The 22,196-nt window shown below is 74.2% G+C and carries 1 protein-coding gene and 1 pseudogene; both read right to left on the minus strand.

What is annotated here, in order from left to right; genetic code table 11:
• A pseudogene (locus ACFCY7_RS25200) lies at positions 1-4,661 on the minus strand (beta-ketoacyl synthase N-terminal-like domain-containing protein); the annotation flags it as partial.
• 160 nt (positions 4,662-4,821) lie between these two features.
• A complete protein-coding gene (locus ACFCY7_RS25205) occupies positions 4,822-22,158 on the minus strand; it encodes a type I polyketide synthase (RefSeq protein ID WP_376488314.1) in 17,337 nt (5,778 codons plus the stop codon).
• Between the last annotated feature and the right edge of the window lie 38 nt (positions 22,159-22,196).

The raw sequence follows: 22,196 nt of genomic DNA on the forward strand, positions 1-22,196 counted from the left end.
AGGGTCCTCGAACTCGCGACCCGGTCCCCCGCGACCCCGTTCGCCTCGACCGCCTCCCACTTCGCGGGGCTCGCGGTGGCGAACACCTCGGCGCCGAGGTGGCGGGCCACCTGCACGGCGGCCATGCCGACGCCACCGGCGGCGGCGTGCACGAGGACCGACTGGCCCGCCTTCAGACCGGCGAGGTCGTGGAGGGCGTAGTAGGCGGTGATGAACGCGACCGGGACCGACGCCGACTGCTCGAAGGACCAGCCGCACGGGATCCGGACGACCGTCCGCCGGTCGGCGACCGCGTACGGGCCGACGGCGGAGGGGAAGAGGCCCATCACGCGGTCGCCGACGGCGAGGTCCTCGATGCCGGGTCCCACCTCGGCGACGGTGCCCGCACCCTCCATGCCGACGGTGGCCGCCGGGTTGGGGTACATGCCGAGGCCGATCATCACGTCGCGGAAGTTGAGGCCCGCCGCCCGCATCTCGATGCGGACCTCGCCGGGGGCGAGCGCGCGCAGCGCTTCGGGGGCCGGAACGAGCGGCAGGTTCTCCAACGTGCCGTCCGGACTCGCCGCCAGGCGCCACGCCGACTCGTCGGCGGGCAGGGCCAGGGCCCCGGCCGATGCCGTACGGGCCAGCCGGCGGACGTACGCGACACCGTCGCGGACGGCGAACTGGGGCTCATCCGTGGCGAGCAGTGCCGGGAGGAGGGCGTGCGAGGCCGGGCTGCCGTCGGTGTCGACGAGGACGATCCGGCCCGGGTTCTCGGCCTGCGCGGACCGCAACAGACCCAGGACGGCCGCGCCGGCCAGGTCGACCAGCTCGCCGTCCTGCTCGACGCCGACCGCCGCGTGGGTCGCGACGAGGAGGCGCGCGTCCTCCAGGCCGGGGTCGGCCAGCCAGGCCTGGACGAGTTCCAGGACGCGGGTGGACAGCTCCCGTACCCCGTCGGCGTCGGTGTCGGCAGGTCCGCCGGTGAGGTCGAGGAGGAGTACGCCGGCGGCGCGCGCGGCCGGTGCGGACAGGTCCTCGGCACGGGCGACGGGGACCGGGGTCAGGGCCGGGCCCGAGGGCTTCAGCGGCAGCCGCTCCCACACCACCCGGAACATCCGGTCGGCGGCCGGGGCCTCCGCCGTGGCCCGGTCCAGCACTCCGGCGGCCACGGGGCGGGTGACCAGCGAGTCCACCGCCGCCACCGGGACGCCGTCGGCATCGGCGAGGAGGACCCGGAAGGCGTTGGGTCCCTGGGGCGTCACGTGGACGCGGAGGGCGGAGGCGCCGGCCGCGTACACCCGTACGCCCGTCCACGCGAAGGGGAGCACGAGCCGCTGGTCCGCACCGTCCTTGAAGACGCTGGTGTGCAGGGCGGCGTCGAGCAGGGCCGGGTGGAGCGCGTACCCGTCGGTGGCACCGGCCTCTTCGGGCAGGGTGACCTCGGCGAAGAGCTCCTCGCCCCGGGTCCACACGGTCCGCAGGCCCTGGAACGCGGGGCCGTAGCCGTAGCCGGTGGCGGCCAGCTCCTCGTACGCCCCGGCGGCCGCGTTCTCGACCGGGACCGCGCCCGCGGGCGGCCACTGGGTCAGTTCGAAGCCGGGGGCGGTGACGTCCGGGGCGAGACTGCCGGAGACGTGCCGCGTCCACGGCGAGCCCTGTCCGGCGTCCTCTCGGCGGGAGTGGACCCGGACGGTCCGCTGCCCGGCCTCATCGGCCTCGCCGACCTCCACCCTGAGCTGGACACCGCCCTGCTCCGGAAGGGTCAGCGGGGCCTCGATCACCAGCTCGGCCAGCAGCCCGCAGCCGACCTCGTCACCGGCTCGTACGACCAGCTCGACGAAGGCCGTGCCGGGCACGAGCACGGTCCCGGCCGCCGCGTGATCGGCGAGCCACGGGTGCGTGCGCAGGGAGAGACGGGAGCTGAACAGCATGCCGTCCGACCCCGGGACCTCGACGAGCGCGCCGAGCAGCGGATGGTCGACGGCTCCGAGCCCGAGTCCCGCGGCGTCCGCGGAGGCACCGGTCCCTTCGAGCCAGTAGCGCTGACGCTGGAAGGCGTAGGTCGGCAACTCCACCGGCCAGCCCTTGGCTTCGCCGAGCAGGGCATCCCAGTCGAGGGCGCCACCGCGCACGTGCAGTCCGGCCATGGCTTCCAGCAGGGCTCGTACGTCGTCCTCGGCGGCACGCAGGGAGGGTACGAAGGCCGCGGTCCTGCCGGTGAGGCAGTTGGGTCCCATGGCCGACAGGACGGCGTCCGGTCCGAGCTCCAGGAAGGTGGCCACCTCGGCGCCTTCCAACGCCCGCACGCCGTCGGCGAATCGCACGGTGGCCCGGATGTGCTCCACCCAGTACTCGGGACGGGTGAGGAGGTCCGGATCCGCGATCTCCCCGGTGACGTTGGAGACCATCTCCACGGTCGGGGGGTGGAAGGTCAGGGTCTCGGCGACGGCCCGGAACTCTTCGAGCATCGGCTCCATCAGCGCCGAGTGGAAGGCGTGCGAGACGGACAGGCGGCGGGTCTTCACTCCCTGCGCGGCGAGCTTCTCGGCTGCGGCGAGGGCTTCCTGCTCGTCGCCGGAGATCACGACGGAGAGCGGGCCGTTCACGGCGGCGATGTCGATACCAGGGGTGAGGAGCGGACGGACGACGTCCTCGGGGGCGGCCACCGACACCATGGCACCGCCGGACGGCAGCGCCTGCATCAGCCGCCCCCGAGCGGCGACGAGCGTCGCCGCGTCCTCCAGGGACAGCACCCCCGCCACATGCGCGGCCGTCAACTCGCCCACCGAATGGCCGCCGACGAAGTCGGGGCGGACACCCCAGGACTCCACCAGCCGGAACAACGCCGTCTCCACCGCGAACAGGCCGGCCTGCGTGAACACCGTTTGATCCAGCGGGGCGTCCTCCGCACCGAAGACGACATCCGCGACCGCGAGATCCACCTCGCCGGCCAGCCGCGCGTCCAGCGCCGCGCAGGACGCGTCGAACGCCTCCCGGAACACGGGGAAGCGGTCGTACAGGCCCTTGGCCATCCCGACCCGCTGGCTCCCCTGCCCCGTGAACAGGACGGCGAGGAGTCCGTCCTCCACCGCCGTGGCCGCGACCAGGCCGGGCGCGGACTCGCCCCGCGCGAGGGCCTCAAGCCCGGCCAGCGCCTCGTCCCGATCGCCCGCCACGACGACCGCGCGTTCCGACAGAGCACTCCGGGTCCGTACGAGGGACCGCGCCGCGTCCCTCAGGTCCACGTCCGCGTTCTGCCGCAGGAAGCGCGCCAACTCCTCGGCCTGCCCGGCGAGTCCCGCCTTTCCGCGCGCGGAGAGGGCCAGCGGGACCGGCCCGCCCGTGAGGGCGCCGGTGGTGCCGCTGGGAGGCTGCTGCTCGGGGGCCTGCTCCAGAATCACGTGGGCGTTGGTGCCGCTGACGCCGAAACCGGAGACGCCGGCCCGGCGGGGACGGTCCAGTTCGGGCCAGGGCTGGGCCTCGGTCAGAAGCTCGACGGCACCCGCGGTCCAGTCCACCTGCGGGGTCGGCTCGTCCACGTGCAGGGTGCGGGGCAGCACGCCGTGCCGCATCGCCATCACCATCTTGATCACACCGCCCACACCGGCGGCGGCCTGCGCGTGCCCGATGTTGGACTTCAACGAGCCCAGCCACAGCGGCTGTTCGGGGTCGCGCCCCTGGCCGTAGGTGGCGAGCAGTGCCTGTGCCTCGATCGGGTCTCCGAGTGACGTCCCGGTGCCGTGCGCCTCGACCGCGTCGACCTCCGTGGCCGCGAGGCCGGCATTGGCCAACGCGGCCCGGATCACCCGCTGTTGGGAAGGACCGTTGGGCGCGGTGAGACCATTGGACGCACCGTCCTGGTTCACGGCGGAGCCCCGTACGACACCCAGGATCCGCCGCCCGTTCCGTACCGCGTCCGAAAGACGCTCAAGGAGCAGCACACCCGCGCCCTCGGCCCAGCCCGTGCCGTCGGCGGACGCGGCGAACGACTTGCAGCGCCCGTCGAGCGCCAGACCGCGCTGGCGCGAGAACCAGACGAAGGCGTCCGAGGCCGCCATGACGGTGACGCCGCCGGCCAGGGCGAGGGAGGACTCACCGGACCGCAGCGACTGGGTGGCCAGGTGCAGGGTCACCAGCGAGGAGGAGCAGGCGGTGTCGACGGTGACGGCGGGGCCTTCGAGGCCGAGGAGGTAGGACACGCGGCCGGAGAGCACGCTGCCGGCGCCGCCGGTGAGGATGAACCCTTCGAGTCCGTCGGGGAGTTCGTGCAGGTCGGCGCCGTAGTCGTGGAACGCGATGCCGGTGAAGACGCCGACGGGCTTGCCGCGCAGCGAGGCCGGGTCGATGCCCGACCGCTCCAGGGCCTCCCAGGAGGTCTCCAGCATCAGCCGCTGCTGCGGGTCCATCGCCAGCGCCTCGCGCGGCGAAATGCCGAAGAACGAGGCGTCGAACCCGTCCGCGTCGTGCAGGAACCCGCCCTCACGGGTGTAACTCGTGCCCGCGTGGTCGGGGTCCGGGTGGTAGAGGTTCTCCAGGTCCCAGCCGCGGTTCACCGGGAACTCCGTGATCCCGTCACCACCGGAGACGACGAGATTCCACAGCTCCTCCGGCGAGGTCACCCCGCCGGGGTAGCGGCACGCCATCCCGACGATCGCGATCGGCTCGGAGTTGGCGGCGACCACCCGGTCGTACTGCTGCTGCAGGCGTGCGTTCTCCTTCACCGAAGCACGCAGGGCATCGATGATCTGCCCGTTCTGAGCATCCATGGCGTCCTCTTCTTTCCGCGTCTTTCCGTTTTCGATCACGAGCCGTATTCCGCTGCTGTTCCGCTGTCGATCACGTCTGGGTGTTGCCGAGGGCCCGCGCCACCAGGTCCGTCACGCTCATCTCGTCGATGAGTTCCAGCTCTTGTTCGTCGGCCGCCGGATCGGAGACCACGGCCCGGTGAGGCGCGTCGGGGTCTGCGGTTTCGGAGCCTTCGGCCCCGACTCCCCCGACTTCCCCGACTCCCCCGACCAGTTGCTCGCGCAGGTACCCGACGAGCGCCATCGGCGTCGGGTAGTCGAAGATGACCGTGGCCGGGAGGGTGCCTCCGGTGGCCGCCGACAGGGCGTTGCGCAGGGTGATGGCCGCCAGCGAGTCGAAGCCCATCTCCTGGAAGGCCCGCCGGGGCTTGACCTCCTCAAGGCCCGAGTGGCCGAGCGCCTCCGCCGACCGCTCGCGGACCAGCTTCATGAGGATGCGGGTCTGCTCGGCCTCGGTGGCGTCCGCCAGGCTCCGTACCAGCTGCGAACCCGCCTCGGCCTCCTCTTCTGCCAGCGCGGCCGCCGCCTCGGCCACCTTCCGCACCTCGGGCAGCTCGCCGAGCAGCGGGCTGGGACGGGAGGACGTGAAGGCGGGCACGAAGGCCGGCCAGTCGATGTCGGCCACCGCGACGACCCCGTCGTCGTACCGGACCGACGCTTCCAGCGCCCCCATCGCCTGACCGGGCGTGAGCGCCAGGACGCCGCGGCGGCGCAGCTGCTCCTGGATCGCGGGGTCGGCCGCCACGCCGATCTCCTCGATGACGCCCCAGGCCAGCGAGGTCGCCCGCAGGCCACGGGCCCGCCGGCGCTCGACCAGCGCGTCGAGGTAGGCGCTGACCGCACCGGCCGCACCCTGCCCGCCACCGCCCCAGACACCGGCGACGGAGGAGAAGGTGACGAACAGGTCGAGCGGCCGGTCACCGAGCGACTCGTCCAGATGGAGCGCGGCGTGGGCCTTCGCCCTCACCACCTCGGCCAGCTCGGCGGGACCGGTCGCCACGACCGGCATCGTCCCCGCGAGATCCGCCGTGTGCACGACCCCGGTCAGCTCGGGCAGCCCCTCCGTCAGGGCGAGCAGCTCGGCGACCCCTTCGCGGCGCGAGACGTCTGCCGTGGACACGGTCACCCCGGCTCCCGACGCGGCCAGTTCCGCCACGAGTTCCCGCACCTGCGGCGTGTCGTCCCGACCCGTCTCCGCGGTCAGTACGAGATGCCCCGCGCCGGCCTCCGCCAGCCACTTCGCGGTGTGCCGGCCCAGCCCCTCCGTACCGTTGGTGACGAGGACGGTGCCACGCGGCCGCCAGTCCCGCTGCGACGGCTCTCCGCGCAACGGACTGTTCCTCAGCCGCCGGGCAAGGAGCCCCGCCGACCGCACGGCCGCCTGGTCCTGCCCGCCCGCCCCGGTCAGCACGCCGATCAGCTGCTGCGCGGTCCGGTCGTCCAGCGTCTCCGGCAGATCGACCAGACCACCCCACCGATCGGGATGCTCCAGCGCCACGGCCTGCCCGAGACCCCATACAAGCGCCTGCTCCGGCGCCCGCAGGCGATCGGACGGGCCCACGCTGACCGCACCGCTGGTCGCGCACCAGACCGGAATCCCGGCGGGAAGCCGACCGAGCGTCCGCAGCAGTGCCAGGGTGGCGGCGCTGCCTTCGGTCAGCACCTCGGACCCCGAGCTCGTCCGGGAGTCCAGGGCCAGCAGCGACAGGACGCCGGCCACCTTCCCTTCCTCCGACCGGGCCGCGCGCACGACGGCGGCGAAGCCGTCGGATTCGGCGGCGGTGAAGGGGAGCCGCCGGAGGCGCAGGCCCTGGCTTTCCAGGGCGCGCACGGTCCGTGCGACGGGGCTGCCGTCGGCGTCACGGGCGGAGTCGGGTCCCGCGGGTACGACCACGAGCCACGTCCCGACCGGAGCGGCCGAGGGCGGCTGCGCGACCGGAGACCAGGACACGCGGTAGCGGAGCCGGTCCATCCGGCCCGCCCGTTCGCGACCGCGCCGCCAGGACGCCAGTACACCGAGAGCGGCGCCCATCGCGTCGCGCTCGTGCTGTCCGTCGACGGACCCGATACCCAGCGTCTTGGCCAGGGCGTCCAGGTCCTCGTTCTCGACGGCCTCCCAGAAGCTCGCTTCGTCGGCGTCCCGCGCCGGACCCTCGGACTCGGCGTCCTCGATCCAGTAGCGCTGTCGCTGGAAGGCGTACGTCGGCAACTCCACCGGCCAGCCCTCGCTTTCGCCGAGCAGCGGCCGCCAGTCGACCGACGCACCCCGCACGTGCAGACCGCCCAGGGCGGACACGAGCGAGCGCACCTCGTCGCCGTCACGGCGCAACGACGGTACGAAGACGGCTCCGTCGCCCGTCACACAGTCCGCGCCCATCGCCGACAGGACCGCGTCGGGGCCGAGCTCCAGGAAGGTGGCCACCTCGGCGCCTTCCAACGCCCGCACACCGTCGGCGAATCGGACGGTGGCGCGGATGTGGTCGACCCAGTACTCGGGGCGGGTGTGGAGGTCGGGATCCGCGATCTCCCCGGTGACGTTGGAGACCAGCGCGATCTTCGGGGGCCGGAAGTCCAGATCCTTCACGACGGACCCGAACTCCTCCAGCATCGGCTCCATCAGCGCCGAGTGGAAGGCGTGCGAGACCGACAGCCGTCGGGTCTTCACACCCTGCGCGGCGAGCTCCTCGGCTGCGGCGAGGGCTTCCTGCTCGTCGCCGGAGATCACGACGGAGAGCGGGCCGTTCACGGCGGCGATGTCGATACCAGGGGTGAGGAGCGGACGGACGACGTCCTCGGGGGCGGCCACCGACACCATGGCACCGCCGGACGGCAGCGCCTGCATCAGCCGCCCCCGAGCGGCGACGAGCGTCGCCGCGTCCTCCAGGGACAGCACCCCCGCCACATGCGCGGCCGTCAGCTCGCCCACCGAGTGGCCGCCGACGAAGTCGGGGCGGACACCCCAGGACTCCACCAGCCGGAACAACGCCGCCTCCACCGCGAACAGGCCGGCCTGCGTGAACACCGTCTGGTCCAGGGCGCCTTCGCCCGCCCCGAACACGACATCCGCGACAGACCGCTCCACATGCCCGGCCAGCCGCGCGTCCAGCGCCGCGCACGCCGCGTCGAACGCCTCCCGGAACACGGGGAAGCGGTCGTACAGGCCCTTGGCCATCCCGACCCGCTGGCTCCCCTGCCCCGTGAACAGGACCGCCAGCCGGCCCCCGTCCGCGACCTCTCCGGTGACCACACCGGCTGCGGACCCGCCCCGCGCCAAGGCCTCAAGCCCGGCCAGCGCCTCGTCCCGGTCGCCCGCCACGATCACCGCGCGTTCCGACAGAGCACCCCGGGTCCGTACGAGCGCACGCGCCGCGTCCCTCAGGTCCACGTCCGCGTTCTGCCGCAGGAAGCGCGCCAACTCCTCGGCCTGTGCGGCGATTCCGGTGGCGCCCCGGGCGGCGATGACCAGGGGAACGGGTCCCTCGTCCAGCTCGCCGGTCGCGCCGGCGGGGAGCTGCTGCTCGGGGGCCTGCTCCAGGATGACGTGGGCGTTGGTGCCGCTGACGCCGAAGGAGGAGACGCCCGCCCGGCGCGGACGGTCGGACTCGGGCCAGGACCGGGCCTCGGTCAGGAGCTCGACGGCCCCCGTCGTCCAGTCCACCTGCGGGGTCGGCTCGTCGACATGGAGGGTCTGCGGCAGCACGCCGTGCCGCATCGCCATCACCATCTTGATGACACCGGCCACACCGGCGGCAGCCTGGGAATGCCCGATGTTGGACTTCAACGAGCCCAGCCACAGCGGCTGTTCGGCATCACGGCCCCGTCCGTAGGTGGCCAGCAGGGCCTGCGCCTCGATCGGGTCGCCCAGGGAGGTGCCCGTGCCGTGGGCCTCCACCGCGTCGACGTCCGCCGCCGCGAGACCCGCGTTTGCCAACGCCGCACGGATCACCCGCTGTTGAGAGGGACCGCTGGGCGCGGTGAGACCGTTGGACGCACCGTCCTGGTTCACGGCGGAGCCCCGTACGACACCCAGGATCCGCCGCCCGTTCCGTACCGCGTCCGAAAGACGCTCAAGGAGCAGCACACCCGCGCCCTCGGCCCAGCCCGTGCCGTCCGCCGCAGCCGCGAAGGGCTTGCAGCGGCCGTCCACGGAGAGGCCTCGCTGGCGTGAGAAGGCGACGAAGGCGTCCGGCGTGGCCATCACCGTCACGCCACCGGCCAGTGCCAGGGAGGATTCGCCCGACCTGAGGGACTGGGCGGCCAGGTGCATGCCGACGAGGGCCGACGAGCAGGCGGTGTCGACGGTGACGGCGGGGCCTTCGAGGCCGAGGAAGTAGGAGACGCGGCCGGACACGATGCTGCCGATGCCGCCGGTCATCAGGTAGCCCTCGATGCCGTCGGGGGCCGTGTTCAGACGGGTGGTGTACTCGTGGTTGACCAGGCCGGTGAAGACGCCGACGGGCTTGCCCCGCAAGGCGGCCGCATCGATACCGGCCCGCTCGAAGGCCTCCCAGGAGATCTCCAGCATCAGCCGCTGCTGCGGGTCCATCGCCAGCGCCTCGCGCGGCGAGATGCCGAAGAACGAGGCGTCGAACCCGTCGGCATCGTGCAGGAAGCCGCCCTCACGGGCGTAACTCGTGCCCGCGTGATCCGGGTCCGGGTGGTAGAGGTTCTCCAGGTCCCAGCCACGGTTCACCGGGAAGCCGGAGATCCCGTCACCACCGGAGGCGACCAGGTCCCACAGCTCCTCCGGAGACGTCACCCCGCCGGGGAAGCGGCACGCCATGCCCACGATCGCGATCGGTTCACCCGCGTCGTACACGGCGGAGCCCGTCACGGCGTCGGCGGTCGGGGCCGCATCCTCCCCGAGCAGTTCCGCGCGGAGGAAGTCCGCGAGTGCCGTGGGAGTCGGGTGGTCGAAGACGAGGGTGGCCGGCAGGTCGATGCCGACGGCGGTCTGCAGCCGCGCACGGAACCGGAGTCCCGCGAGGGAGTCGAAGCCGAGGCTCCGGAAGTCCTTCGTGGTCTCGATGGTCCGGGCCTGGCCCAGGACGGCGGCGGCGTGGGTGCGGACCAGTTCGAGGACGGCCCGGTGCTGTTCGGCGTCGGACAGGGCGGCGAGCCGGGTGGCGTAATCGGCGTCGGAGGACTCGTCCGTCCGCGCGACCGGCCTGACAGGCCTGGTCGGCGTGGTGGGCGTGGTCGGCCTGACCGAACCCGTCGTCTCCGTCGCCTCCTTCGCCTCCTTCGCCTCCGGGACTGTGGCCCCGGGCTCTGCCGGGAGCGCGGCGCGGAGCAAGAGCGATCCGACGGATGCCACCGGATGGCCGGCGGTGTCGGCCAGTTCGATCCGGAACCGGGCACCGCCGAGGTGCGCCGCGCGCACGCGCAGCCGGGTGGCGGCCGAGGCGTGGAGGGCCACGTCGTCGTAGGCGGCGGGCGTGCGCGGCGCGGACACCCCGTCGAGGACGCTCAGGAGCGTCGGTCGGACGGCGGCGGCCAGCAGGGCGGGGTGGAGGCCGTACTGGTCGGCCTCCGCCCGGAGTTCCTCGTCGAGGGTGACCTCGGTGAAGATCTCGTCGCCGCGCCGCCATGCCGGGCCGGTTCCGTCGGCGTCCAGGGGTTCGGCGTCGGCCGGAGGCCACTGCGCCAGGCTGAACACCGGTTCCTGGACCGGCGTCACGAGGGTTCCGAGGGCGTGCCGGGTCCACGGGGTGCCGTCGGAGGCGGCCGCCGGGCGGGTGTGGACGCCGATCGAGCGGGCGCCGTCCGCGCCGGTGGTCGGGGCGCCGATGGTGACCCGGAGGAGGAGGTCGTCCCCGTGGGGCAGCGGCTGCTCGACGCGCAGGGTGCCGACCGTTCCGCAGGCTGCCTCGTCGGCCGCCCGCAGGACGGTTTCGAGGAGGACGGCGTCCGGGCGGGACGGCATGGTGCGCAGGCGCCCGGTGAGGACGAGGCCGTCGGTGTCGGGCAGTTCGACGGCGGCGGTCAGCAGGGGGTGCGGGACGGTCCGCTGGCCGAGGCCGGCCGCGTCGGTGGCGCGGGCGTCGGCGTCCAGCCAGAAGCGCTCGTGCTGGAAGGCGTACGTCGGGAGGCCGTCGACCGGGGCGGGCGAGGTGCCGTCGAACAGGGCGGTCCAGTTCAGCGGGACGCCCCGGGTGTGCAGTCGGCCGAGTGCCGTCACGACGGCGACGGCCTCGTCGTCCGCCCGGTGGAGCGTGGGGAGGAAGGACAGGTCCGTGGCGGACCGGTCGGCGAGGGCCTGCTGGGCGAGTGTGGTGAGGACGCCGCCCGGGCCCAGCTCGAGGAACGTGGTCACGTGCTGCTCGTGGAGCGCCCGGACGCCGTCGAGGAACCGGACGGTTCCCCGGACGTGGTCGACCCAGTAGTCGGGCGAGCGGAGCTGCTCGGGTGTGGCCAGGGCTCCGGTGAGGTTGGAGACGACCGGGACGGTCGGCGGGAGCAGGGTCAGTCCTGCCACGACCTCGCGGAACCGGTCGAGCATCCCGTCCATGTGTGGGGAGTGGAAGGCGTGGCTGACCCGCAGGCGCCGGGTCCGGTGTTTTTGGGCGGCGAGTTCCCGGGCGACGGCCGTGACCGCGTCGGCGTCGCCGGAGAGGACGACGGAGGAGGTGCCGTTGACCGCCGCGACGGCCACGGCGCCGGGCCGTGCTGCCAGGAACGGCAGCACGTCGTTCTCCGCCGCGTCGACGGCGATCATCACGCCGTCGTCGGGCATGGCCTGCATCAGCCTGCCGCGCGCGGCCACCAGGGCCGCGGCGTCGTCGAGGGAGAGCACTCCCGCCGCGTGGGCAGCGGTCAGCTCGCCGATGGAGTGGCCGGCGAGCACGTCGGGGCGGACGCCCCAGGACTCGTACAGGCGGTAGAGCGCCGTCTCGACCGCGAACAGGGCGGACTGCGCGTACACCGTGGAGTCGAGGAGTCCGGCCGCCCGCGAACCCGGAGCCGCGAAGACCACGTCCTTGAGCGGGAGGTCCACGTGTCCGGCGAGGTGCCGGTCGAGGGCGGTGCACAGCGCCTCGAAGGCGCTCCGGAACACCGGATACCGCTCGTACAGCTCGCGGCCCATGCCGAGCCGCTGGCTGCCCTGCCCGGTGAACAGGAAGGCGAGCCCGCCGCCGCTCCGGTCGCTCAGGGCGACGTTCTCGGGGAGCGGATCGCCTGCTGCCAGGGCGTCGAGACCGGCGAGGAAGTGCTCCCGGTCGCCGCCTGCGGCGACGACCACGGCGCGGTGCTCGAAGGTCGTACGGGTGGTGACGAGGGCGTGCGCGAGGTCGAGTGCGCTCGCCTCCGTGCGCCCGCGCACGAAGGCGGCCAGCCGGGCGGCCTGGGCCCGCAGCGCGTCGGCGCTCTTCGCCGAGACCGGCCAGGGGAGCGCGGGAGGTGTGGGGGCGGTGACGGCAGCCGGGGCGTCGGGGGCGGTCCCTGACGGCCCGGACTGTTCGGACGGCCCGGACGGCCGGGATGGTTCGGACGGTTCGGACAGCCCTGACGGCTCGGACCCGCCGTCGCTTCCGGCGGGCGCCGGCTCCGGGGCCTGCTCCAGGATGACGTGGGCGTTGGTGCCGCTGACGCCGAAGCCCGAGACGCCCGCCCGGCGGGGGCGGTCCGTCTCCGGCCAGGGACGGGGCTCCGTCAGGAGTTCCACGGCACCGGCCGCCCAGTCCACCTGGGGCGTCGGCTCGTCGACGTGCAGCGTGCGGGGCAGCACGCCGTGCCGCATCGCCATGACCATCTTGATGACACCGGCGACGCCGGCGGCGGCCTGCGTGTGCCCGATGTTCGACTTGATGGAGCCCAGCCACAGGGGCTCGTCGGTCGTCCGTCCCTGCCCGTAGGTGGCGAGCAGCGCCTGCGCCTCGATCGGGTCGCCCAGCTGGGTTCCCGTCCCGTGCGCCTCCACCGCGTCCACGTCGGCGGCGGTCAGCCCCGCGTTGGTGAGGGCGCGGCGGATCACCCGCTGCTGGGACGGACCGTTGGGCGCGGTCAGACCGTTCGACGCGCCGTCCTGGTTCACCGCCGATCCCCGTACGACTCCGAGGATCCGACGCCCGTTGCGCACCGCGTCCGACAGCCGCTCCAGGAGCAGCATGCCGACGCCCTCGGCCCAGCCCGTACCGTCCGCCGCGGCGGCGAAGGGCTTGCAGCGGCCGTCCACGGACAGGCCGCGCTGACGCGAGAAGTCGACGAACGCGTCCGTCCCGGTCATGACGGTGACGCCGCCGGCCAGGGCCAGGGAGCACTCGCCCGAGCGCAGCGACTGCGCGGCCAGGTGCAGGGCGACCAGGGACGAGGAGCAGGCCGTGTCCAGCGTCACCGCCGGGCCTTCCAGGCCGAGGAAGTACGAGATGCGGCCGGAGACGACGGCGTTGGACGCACCGGTGATGCGGTGTCCCTCGACCGGTTCGGGCGTCAGGTGCAGACGCAGCGCGTAGTCCTGGGTGTTGACCCCGGCGAAGACGCCGATGTCGCTGCCCCGGAGGGTCGTCGGGTCGATCCCGGCGCGCTCGAAGGTCTCCCAGGACGTCTCCAGGAGCAGCCGCTGCTGGGGGTCCATGGCCAGCGCCTCGCGCGGCGAGATCCCGAAGAAGTCGGCGTCGAAGCCGGCCGCGTCGTCGAGGAAGGCGCCGCGCCGGGTGTAGGTCGTGCCCGGGTGGTCGGGGTCGGGGTCGTGGAGGGCGTCGAGGTCCCAGCCGCGGTCGGCGGGGAAGTCGGTGATCGCGTCGGTGCCCGCGGCGAGCAGCTCCCAGAGGTCCTCGGGGCTGTTCACCCCGGCGGGGAAGCGGCAGCCCATGGCGACGATCGCGAGGGGCTCGTCCGGGGCGGCCGGCGTCCCCGCCGGGGTGCCCGAGTCGTCGGACCGCGCGCCGAGGAGTTCGGACCGCAGGTGCCCGGCGAGGTCCTGCGGGTTCGGGTGGTCGTAGAGGAGCGTCGCGGGCAGCCGGAGGCCGGTCTCGGCGCTCAGCCGGTTGCGGAACTCCACCGAGGTGAGGGAGTCGAATCCGATGTCGCGGAAGGGGCGGGACGCGTCGGCCTGGTCCCGGGCGGAGTGACCGAGGACCTGCGAGGCGTGGCCGCCGATCAGGTCGAGCAGGGACTTCTCCTGCTCGGCCGGACCGAGAGCGGCCAGCCGCTGGGCCCAGTCGCCGCCGGCGTGCGCGGTGGCACCGCTCGCGACCCGCCGCCGGCTGGGGACGAGTCCGCGCAGGAGGGAGGGAACGGGGCTGGTACGGGACCGGGCGCGCAGCCCGGCGAGATCCAGCTCGGCCGGCACCAGGACGGAGTCTGCGGCCAGGAGCGCGCGGTCGAACAGCTCCATGCCCAGGGCGGCCGTGATGTCGGACATGCCGATGCGGCGGTTGCGCCGCACGTCGGCCTCGCCGAGGCGGGCCGTCATCTCGCTGTTCCCGGCCCAGCCGCCCCAGGCGAGCGAGGTGGCGGGCAGCCCGGCCACGCGACGGCGCCTGGCCAGCGCGTCGAGGAAGGCGTTCGCGGCCGCGTAGTTGCCCTGCCCGGGGTTCCCGAGGGTTCCCGCCGCCGACGAGAACAGCACGAACACCGCCGGATCGAGGTCACGGGTGAGTTCGTCGAGCACCAGGGCCGCGTCGGCCTTGGGGCGGAGGACCGTGTCGAGACGCTCGGCGGTCAGGGCGGTGACCACGCCGTCGTCGAGCACACCGGCCGTGTGGATCACGCCGGTCAGCGGGGCGTCCGAAGGCACCGCCGCGAGCACGCCGGCGACCGCCTCGCGGTCGGCCACGTCGCAGGCCGTGATCCGTACCCGGGCGCCCAGCGCCGCAAGCTCCTCCTTCAGCGCGTCCGCGCCCGGCGCGTCCGGCCCCCGGCGGCTCACCAGCACCAGCGATCCGACCCCGTGCTCGCGCACCAGGTGCCGGGCCACCAGGCGGCCGAGTCCCCCGGTTCCGCCCGTGATCAGCACGGTCCCCGCCGGGTCGAGCACCCGGTCCGGCTCCGCCGTCGCGGCGGCGGCCCGCTCCAGGCGGGGCACCCACACGTCGCCCGCGCGCACCGCCGCCTGCGGCTCCCCGGACGCCAGGACGCCCGCGAGCACCTCCCGTACGGCCCGTGTCACCGGCGCCGTGCCGGATGCGGTGTCCGGCTCCTCGTCGGATCCGGTATCCGTGACCGCACCGGATGCGGTGTCCGGCTCCGCATCGGATCCGGCGTCCGGCTCCGCATCGGATCCGGCGTCCGGCTCCGCATCGGACCCGGTGTCGACGAGGACGATCCGTCCGGGGTGCTCGGCCTGCGCCGAGCGCACCAGACCCCACACCGCCGCCGCGGCGACGTCCGTCAGTTCGTGGTCGTCGTGGACCGCGACCGCCCCGTGCGTCAGCACGGCCAGTCGCGTCTCCTCCAGGGCGGGTTCGGCCAGCCACGCCTGGATCAGCTCCAGGACCCGGCCGGTGGCCTCCCGTACGGCGTCGGGGTGGGTACCGGCGCCGGAGTGGGCGCCGTCCTCGGCGCTGCCGCCGCCGTCCTCGGCACCGGTGCCGGCGCCGCCGTGAACGTCGACCAGCAGGACCCCGGACGGGGTGCCGGTGCCGATGCCGGTGCCGGTCGCGGCCAGCGCGCGTATGTCCTCGACGGTGTCCGCCGGGATGGCGTCGGGCAGCTTCGCGTCCGCCTTCAGTGGCAGGCGTTCCCAGCCCGTGCGGAACATCCGGTCGGCGGCCGCGCCCGGTTCGGACGGTGTGAGGGCGAGCGGCCGGAAGCCCAAGGAGTCCACCGAGGCCACCGGGGCGCCCGAGGCGTCGGCCAGCCGCACGCCGACGCTGTCCGGACCGAGCGGCGTCAGGTGAACGCGCAGAACCGTCGCGCCCTCCGCCCACAGCCGTACGCCGGTCCAGTGGGAGGGCAGCGCGGGGAGGCGGTCCGGCCGGGCGTCGAGGCACGCGTCGAGGAGGGCCGGGTGGAGTCCGAACCCGTCGGCGCGGCCCGCCTCTTCGGGCAGCACGACCTCGGCGAAGACCTCCTCGCCGCGGGTCCAGACGCCTTCCGTCTCGGCGACCGCGCCGCGCGGCGGCCACGGGGTCAGTGCGAAGTCGGGGGCCGTGGTGTCGGGGGCGAGCCGTCCGGAGGCGTGCCGGGTCCAGGGCGAGCCCGGCCCGGCGTCCGCGCGGCGCGCGTGCACCCGCAGGGTCCGCTCCCCGGACGCGTCGCCCTCGCCGACCTCCACCCGCAGCTGTACGGCGCCGTCTTCGGGTACGACGAGCGGGGTCTCGATCACGAGCTCGGCCAGCAGCCCGCAGCCCGCCTCGTCGCCGGCGCGCACCGCGAGCTCGACGAACACCGAGCCGGGCACGAGCACGCTGCCGGCCGTCACGTGGGCGGCCAGCCACGGGTGCGTGCGGAGCGAGAGCCGTGAGCTGAACAGCAGTCCGGCCGAGTCGGGCACCTCTACCACCGCGCCGAGCAGCGGATGGTCGACGGCTCCGAGCCCCAGGCCTTCCGCGTCGACCGCGCTGTCGGCGTTCTCCAGCCAGTAGCGCTGCCGCTGGAAGGCGTACGTCGGCAGGTCCACCGGCCACCCCGCGGCGGCGCCGAGCAGCGGGTTCCAGTCGACCGCCGCGCCCCGTACGTGCAGGGCGGCCAGGGCGGCCAGGGCCGAACGCACCTCGTCGTGCTCACGGCGCAGCGACGGTACGAAGACGGGGTCGTCGCCCGTCAGGCAGTCCGGGCCCATCGCCGACAGCACGGCGTCCGGCCCCAGCTCCAGGAAGACGGAGACGCCGGCGCGCTCCAGCGCCCGTACCCCGTCGGCGAACCGCACGGTCGCCCGGACGTGGTCCACCCAGTACTCGGGGCGCGTGAGGAGGTCCGGGTCGGCGACCTCACCGGTCACGTTGGACACGAGGGCGATCTCCGGCCGCCGGAAGGTCAGTTGCCCGACCACGGACCGGAACGCGTCCAGCATCGGCTCCATCAGCGCCGAGTGGAAGGCGTGCGAGACGGCCAGCCGCCGCGTCTTGACCCCTGCGGAGGCCAACTGCGCCGCCACGTCGTGGACTTCCGCCTCCACACCCGAGATCACGACGGAGGAGGGCCCGTTCACGGCGGCGATGTCCACGCCCACCGGGAGCAGCGGACGTACGACGTCCTCCGGCGCGGCCACCGACACCATCGCCCCGCCGGACGGAAGCTGCTGCATCAGCCGGCCGCGCGCCGCCACCAGCGTCGCCGCGTCGTCCAGCGACAGCACGCCCGCCACGTGTGCGGCCGTCACCTCGCCCACCGAATGGCCGGCGAGGCAGTCCGGCGTGACACCCCACGACGCGTAGAGGCGGTAGAGCGCGGTCTCCACGGCGAACAGCGCGGCCTGCGTGAACACCGTCTGGTCCAGGGCACCTTCGCCCGCCCCGAACACGACATCCGCGACAGACCGCTCCACATGCCCGGCCAGCCGCGCGTCCAGCGCCGCGCACGCCGCGTCGAACGCCTCCCGGAACACCGGATAGCGCTCGTACAGGCCCCGGGCCATTCCGACCCGCTGACTCCCCTGCCCCGTGAACAGGACCGCCAGCCGGCCCCCGTCCGCGCCCTCTCCGGTGACCACGCCGGGCACGGACTCGCCCCGCGCCAGCGCGTCGAGCGCCGCCAGCGCCTCGGCGCGGTCGTCCGCCACGATCACCGCTCGCTCCGACAGCGCGCCTCGCGTTCCGGCCAGCGCGCGCCCGGTCTCCGCCAGGCCCAGTTCCGTGCGCTCCGACAGGAACGACGCCAACTCCCGTGCCTGCGCGGCCAGTCCTGCCTTGCCGCGTGCCGAAAGCACCAGCGGAACCGGCCCGGGGACGGGAGCCTCGGTCTCGGCCGTGTCCACGGGCGCCGACTGCGGGGCCTGCTCCAGGATCACGTGGGCGTTGGTGCCGCTGATCCCGAAGGAGGAGACGCCCGCGCGGCGCGGCCGGTCGAGTTCGGGCCAGGGACGGGCCTCCGTCAGGAGCTCCACCGCACCCGCGGTCCAGTCCACCTGCGGGGTCGGCTCGTCGACGTGCAGCGTGCGCGGCAGCACACCGTGCCGCATCGCCATCACCATCTTGATGACACCGGCGACACCGGCGGCGGCCTGCGTGTGACCGAGGTTCGACTTCAACGAGCCCAGCCACAAAGGCCGTTCCGCGTCGCGATCCTGCCCGTACGTGGCGAGCAGCGCCTGCGCCTCGATCGGGTCGCCCAGCGAAGTTCCCGTCCCGTGCGCCTCCACCGCGTCGACATCGGCGGTCCCGAGTCCCGCGCCGGCCAGAGCCGCGCGGACGACCGCCTGCTGGGAGGGGCCGTTCGGGGCGGTCAGGCCGTTCGACGTGCCGTCCTGGTTGACGGCCGTGCCGCGTACGACGGCCCAGATCCGGCGTCCGTTGCGCACGGCGTCCGACAGCCGCTCCAGGAGCAGCACCCCGGCGCCCTCGGACCAACTCGTTCCGTCGGCCGCCGCCGCGAAGGACTTGCAGCGGCCGTCGGGGGCGAGACCGCGCTGCCGGGAGAACCCGACGAAGGAGCTCGGCGAGGTCATGACCGTGACGCCGCCGGCCAGGGCGAGCGAGGACTCGCCGGACCGCAGTGACTGCGTCGCCAGGTGCAGGGCGACCAAAGAGGACGAGCAGGCCGTGTCGACGGTCACGGCCGGGCCTTCCAGGCCCAGGAAGTAGGAGACGCGGCCGGAGAGGACGCTGCCCGCGCCGCCGGTCAGCAGGTAGCCCTCGACGCCGTCGGTGTCGTCCCCGGGGTTCTGTCCGTGTCCGGTGGCGTAGTCCTGGTGCATGGCGCCGGTGAAGACGCCGACGGGCTTGCCCCGCAAACCGGCCGGATCCACACCCGCCCGCTCCAACACCTCCCACGACGCCTCCAACATCAACCGCTGCTGAGGATCCATCCCCAACGCCTCACGCGGCGAAATACCGAAGAACCCCGCATCGAACCCCGCAGCATCCTCCAAGAACCCACCCTCACGGGCATAACTCGTCCCCACCCGATCCGGATCGTCATCGAACAACGACCCCAGATCCCACCCGCGATCCCCCGGAAAACCACCGATGACATCCACCTCACCGGCAACCAACCGCCACAGGTCCTCCGGCGACGACACCCCACCCGGAAAACGGCACGCCACCCCCACGATCGCCACCGGCTCGTCCGGAGCGGACACCGGTGCGGCGGCGACGGGCTCGGCCGTCTCCTCGCCGGTTCCGAAGAGTCCGCGGTGCAGTCGGCGGGCGAGGGCCTCCGGCGTGGGGTGGTCGAACGCCGAGGTGGGCGGCAGGCGCAGCCCGGTCGCCTCGCCGAGCCGGTTGCGGAGCTCGACGGCGTTGGCGGAGGTGAATCCGAGGTCCTTGAAGGCGCGCCCGGTCGAGACGGACTGGATGCCGGGCAGGGCCAGGAGGTCGGCGACGTGGCCCCGGACCAGGTCCACGAGGCGCCGCATCCGGTCGCCCTCGGCGAAGTCCTCCCGCCCGCCGGTACGGGAGCTTCGGCCGGCGTTCGCCGTCCCGGCGTCCCGCTCGGTCTCCGGACGGTCGCCCCGGCCACCCCGCCGGCCGGTGCCTGTGCCCGCACCCGTGCCCGCACGCGCGTCTGCGCCCGCGCCCGCGACGAAGAGGTGCGGGAGGCCGGTGGTGAGGGCCGCGTCGAAGGCGGCGAGGTCGTCCTGCGGACCCCATCCCAGGGACAGTGCCGGAACGCCCTGCTCGACGCGCAACTGCCCCGCGTAGGCGTCGAGATACGCGGCCGTGGCAGCCGTACGGGCGTCGTCCCGATCGCCCGTGACGCCGGCGGCGGACGAGCACAGGACGAAGGCGGACAGGTCGGCGTCGCGGGTGAGGCTGCGCAGGTTGCGCAGACCCGCGGCCGTGTCGGCGAGCGGGCCCGCGACCGCGTCGGCAGGCGTGTCGGCGAGCGGGCCGGTCGGCTCGGAGGCGTACACGACGGCCCGTACCGGTCCTTCGACCCGTGCGAGGGCGTCGGCCAGTCCGTCCTCGGAGGCGAGGTCGCACTCGACGAGCCGGACCTCGGCGCCCGCCGCGACGAGCCGGTCGTACGTCCCGGTCGTCGCGGTGCCCGTGCCGGGCCGGGCGAGGAGCAGCAGGCGCCGTGCGCCGTGGGCGCCGACGAGGTGGTCGGCGAGGGCGACGCCGCGCGGGGTGTCCGCGCCGGTGAGGACCACGGTGCCGGGGCCGTCGAACGTTCCTCGCGCGCCGCGGGCGCTGTCCATGGCCACCCGGACCGGACGCGGCAGCAGGGTGACCCCGGCGCGCACCGCGAGCTCCGGTTCCCCGGACGCCACGGCGCCCGGCAGCGCCCGGACCGACGGCTCGTCGAGGGCGGGGGCGGGGGCGGGGTCGAGATCGGCGAGGGTGATGCGGCCCGGGTGCGCGAGCTGCGCGGACCGTACGAGGCCCCATGCCGCGGCCTGTTCCGGGTTCGCCGCGCCGTCCTGGGGGCCGGTCGCCACGGCGCCCCGGGTGACGACCAGCAGACGGGAGTCCGCGGTGCGGGCGTCGGCCGTCCAGGCGTCGATCGACGCCTCCAGTGAGGAGTGCGGCGACGGGGCCGCCCCCGTCGCCCCGGGCACCACGAGAAGGGTCACGTCCGGCGCTTCGCCGTCCGCCGCCGCGTCCGCGCGGGGGCGTACCCGTACGCCGGCGGAGGTCAGTCCCGCGAGGAGGGACGGGTCGGGGTCCCCTTCCACCGCCCAGAGCCGGTCTCCGGCCGGCGCGTCGGTGCCGCCCGGTGTCCACTCCAGTCGGAAGAGGCCTTCCTCGTCGTCGTTGCCCTTGGCGCGCAGCAGCGCGGGGAGTTCGAGCAGCCGGCGGCGGGTGACCTTGCCGGAGGCCGTCCTCGGGATCTCGCGGATCTCGTACAGCTCCTCGGGCACCTTGAAGTACGAGAGCCGGTCCCGGCACGCGGCGAGTGCCGCGGCCGGGTCGAAGCCGTCGGGGCCCGGCACGACGTAGGCGACCGGCACCTCGCCCAGGACGGGGTGCGGCTTGCCGGCGACGGCGACGTCCTCGATGCCGGGGACGGTCCGCAGGACGCTCTCGACCTCCAGCGGGTGGATGTTCTCGCCGGCTCGGATGACGAGTTCCCTGATGCGTCCGGTGACGGTGAAGTACCCGGCTTCGTCGCGGCGCGCGAGGTCGCCGGTGCGGTACCAGCCGTCCTTCAGCGCCTCTGCGGTGGCCTCGGGCTGGTTGTGGTAGCCGGCCATCACGTTGGGGCCGCGGACCCAGACCTCGCCCTCCGTGCCGTCGGCGACGTCCAGGCCGGTGCGGTGGTCGACCAGCCGGACCCCGAGGCCGACGACGGGCAGTCCGCAGGAGCCCTCGACGCGGGCTCCGCTGGGCCAGTTGATGGTGATGGAGCCGCACGTCTCGGTGCTGCCGTAGGCGTCGACGAGCGGTGCGCCGAACGCCGTCTCCACCGCGTTGCGCAGTTCGGCGGTCGTGATGGCCCCGCCGACGAGTCCCACCCGCAGGCCGGGGGCCGTGAAGTCGCGGGCCCGTGCCTCGCGTACGAGGTGGTGGTACATCGTCGGGACTCCGGCGACGACGGTGAAGTCCTCGCCGTCCCAGATGTCGAGGACGTCCGCGGCGGACAGGCCGTCCACGATCCGGGCGGTGGCGCCGACCGACGCGACCGAGAGCACGCAGGCGATGTGGGAGAGGCTGTGGAAGAGCGGCAGCGGCCACAGCACCCGGTCCCGCTCGGACAGGTCGAGCACGGGCGCGTAGCTGGCGGCCACCGACCAGAGGCAGTTGCGCGTGGTGGACAGGACGCCCTTGGGCTTGCCCGTGGTGCCGGAGGTGTAGAGCATCCAGGCGGTGTCGTCGAGTCCGAGACCGTCGTGCACGGGTCGCGTCGGCTCGGAGGTCGCGAGCCGCTCGTACGCGTGGTGGCCCGCGGCCGGGGGCGCCTCGTCCGTGTCGTCGTCGGCCACCACCAGCACGGTCAGCGGGGTGCGGGCGGCGGTGACGCGGCCGAGCTGGTCGAGGTGGTGGGCGTCGGTGACGACGGCCTTGGCGCCGCTGTCCTGGAGGAGGTGGTCCAGTTCGGCGTCGGAGGAGCGCGGGTTGAGGGGGACGCCGATGGCGCCGGAGCGGGCGACGGCGTAGTAGCTCTCGACGGTCTCCACCCGGTTGCCGAGCAGCAGGGCCACCCGGTCGCCGGGGCGGATCCCCAGGTCCGCGAGGTGGCCGGCGAGCCGTCGGGTGCGGGTCTCCAGGTCGGCGTAGCCGATCGCGCGGCGGTCGTCACGGTATGCCGTCTTGTTACCGAACCGCTCGCTCTGCCGCCGGAGCAGCTCGTGCAGGGGCCGCAGCAGTTCGGTGCGCAGCATGGATGGGACTCCCAGCGGTTCGGTCGGTGGCTCTTCGG

It is taken from the genome of Streptomyces sp. NPDC056361 (assembly GCF_042262805.1).
Lineage (GTDB): Bacteria > Actinomycetota > Actinomycetes > Streptomycetales > Streptomycetaceae > Streptomyces.

Bases quoted from the DNA above. Each gene is read 5' to 3' on its own strand.
- ACFCY7_RS25205 (WP_376488314.1), bottom strand. From the start codon at position 22,158: ATGCTGCGCACCGAACTGCTGCGGCCCCTGCACGAGCTGCTCCGGCGG.